2 protein-coding genes and 1 pseudogene are annotated in these 2,173 nt (G+C 74.7%); 2 read left to right on the top strand and 1 reads right to left on the bottom strand.

Annotated elements, in window-relative coordinates:
- The first annotated feature begins 230 nt into the window (after window positions 1-230).
- The gene (locus ACFXA3_RS41420; protein ID WP_208809277.1) at window positions 231-365 is read left to right on the top strand and encodes a DLW-39 family protein; all 135 of its coding nucleotides are present in this window, start codon (window positions 231-233) and stop codon (window positions 363-365) included.
- Between the two features lie 122 nt (window positions 366-487).
- On the top strand, window positions 488-1,792 hold the full coding sequence (locus ACFXA3_RS41415) for a hypothetical protein (RefSeq protein ID WP_385196497.1): 1,305 nt from the start codon (window positions 488-490) through the stop codon (window positions 1,790-1,792).
- A 29-nt stretch (window positions 1,793-1,821) separates the two neighbouring features.
- Here the strand turns inward: ACFXA3_RS41415 and ACFXA3_RS41410 are convergent.
- Window positions 1,822-2,173, bottom strand: a pseudogene (locus ACFXA3_RS41410) (serine/threonine protein kinase); the annotation flags it as partial.

Genomic DNA, 2,173 nt, shown 5'->3' with positions numbered 1-2,173 from the left:
CGACACTCTTTGTTTGGGGGGGTGTTCGGTTTTGTGTAGATCACCGCCCGGGACCCGCTCTTATCAATACAGGTCACGCCCCACATCGCACACACCCCCCACGCGACCGGGCGGGGGGGCTTTTCTTCGTAGGGTCAGTTGTGGGGTTCCCAGGTCACCGAACGGTATCGGTGCGTGTGTATTGTTGGCCGTCAGAAGTCCCCAACGTCAATGAAAGACGAGGTCGCGCGGTGAAGAAGCTGCTCCTGGTCGCACTGGCCGCCATCGGCGGGCTCCTCGTGTACCGCCAGATCCAGGCGGACCGCGCCGAGCAGGACCTGTGGACGGAGGCAACTGACTCCGTGCCCTCTGGTTCCGGTGTGTGAGACCGAAAAGCTGATCTCATGAAGCCCCGGCTGCCGCTGCGGCCGGGGCTTTGTGCTGTTCTGTGACAAAAAGTTACGTTATGCAAAGATTTGGCTTGCGTTAGCAAAATCGGGGTGGCGTGATGGGGCGGGTGCGGACGACGGCACTGGCGGGGGCGGCGGCCCTGGGGCTGGCCCTGGGCCCGTCGGGAGCGGTGCAGGCCGCCACGGCGCCCCCGCAGCCCGCGCCGGGGTACCGCGGAGCCGAGGGCGCCCGCCGGATCGAGGGCAGGCCCACCAGCGCGGACGCCCCGCTCGTGGCCGTCGGCCAGGTCTACGCGGACACGATGGGCCCGGGCGAGCGCGTCTACCGGCTGAACCTCGACGACGCCTCCAGCGCGTACTTCTCCGCCGTCATCCAGCCCCCGCGCGGCGCGAAGGTCGGGTACTCCGACGGCCTCGAAGTCGAACTCATGACCCGGGAAGGCGCGCGCTGCCCCGAGAACCCCGGCCGGGCCCGCTTCGGCCCGGACCCGGTCCCGCTCGCCGCGGCCGCCGTCCGGCGGCTCGAAGAGGACGCCGACTGCCAGGGAGCAGGCGTCTACTTCGCGAAGGTCACCCGCACCGCCGCCAAGGACTCCGACCAGAGCGCGTGGCCGGTGGAGCTCCTGCTCCGGCGCGAACCCGCCCCCACCGCCGGCAGCGCCCCGACCACCGCGCCCGGTGTCCGGCCCTCCGCCTCGCCCACCCTGCCCGGCACCGAGCCCGTGGACCGGGCCGGCGGCACCGGGTTCAACGACGCCCGCGCCCTGGGCACCGGCGTCTGGCGGGACGACCTGCGCCCCGGGCAGACCCGCTTCTACCGCGTCCCGCTCGACTGGGGACAGCAGCTGGGACTGAGCGCGGAGCTCTCCGACGCCCGGATGACCAAGTCGTACGGCTCCGCCTCCAACGGGCTCACCGTCGCGCTGTACAGCCCGTACCGGAGCCCGGTCGAGGACAAGGACGTCGCGTACGGGGGCAAGCAGGCGGGCCTGACCCTGCCGAAGACCGCGCCGGTGGCGTACGAGAACCGCTTCGCGGACACCGAGGCGGTACGCGGGGTCCGGCTGGCCGGCTGGTACTACGTCGCCGTCACCCTGGGCGGCAAGGTGGCCGAGTTCACCGAGGACGCGACGCCGGTCCCGCTCACCCTGCGCATGCAGGTCACGGGCGGCCCGGCCAAGGCGCCCGCGTACGAGGAGAGCCTGACCGCCGCCGGGTTCGGGGTCGGGGCCGACGACAGGGCCGCCGCCCGGGACGGGCTCACCGCCCCCGAGGCGGCGGACGCCGCCGCGGGCCGCTCGGTGATGCGGGTCGTGGCGGGCGCGGGCTTCTCCGCCGGGACGGTGCTGCTGCTCGTACTCGGCGGGTGGCTGCTGCTGGCGCGCCGCGGGCGCACGGCGTAGGGCCGCCGGGAGCCGGCCGCGCGGGCGGGTCAGATCCGGGTCAGTGCCCAGACGCCCACCGCGAAGCAGAGCAGCGCGGCGGTGAGGATCCCGGCCGTGACCTTCGCCGGGGGCGGGGCGATCCGGCCGGTCCGCACGGGCCGGGCGGAGGCCGGTGCGACGGCGGCGGCGGTGGCGGTGCCCGCGCTCGTGCCGGGGGCGCCCGGGGCGCCGGGGTGCTCGGGCGGCCGGAGGTGGAAGCTCCCGGTCTCCGAGGGCCCGAACTCCCCGGCCGGGGGCGGCCCGAACCCCGCCGTGGCCGCCGGTGCCGCCTGCGCCGCCGCCCGTGCGGCGGCCGGGGGCGCGGCGGCCGGGGCGCCGGGCGCAGTGGTGGGCGTGACG

It is taken from the genome of Streptomyces sp. NPDC059456 (assembly GCF_042750055.1).
In the GTDB taxonomy this organism is placed as follows: Bacteria; Actinomycetota; Actinomycetes; order Streptomycetales; family Streptomycetaceae; genus Streptomyces.
This window is presented reverse-complemented; position numbering and strand designations above follow the sequence as displayed.

What these genes read in the sequence shown, in the direction of transcription:
- ACFXA3_RS41415 (WP_385196497.1), top strand. Translation starts at nt 488, where the DNA reads ATGGGGCGGGTGCGGACGACGGCACTGGCGGGGGCGGCGGCCCTGGGG.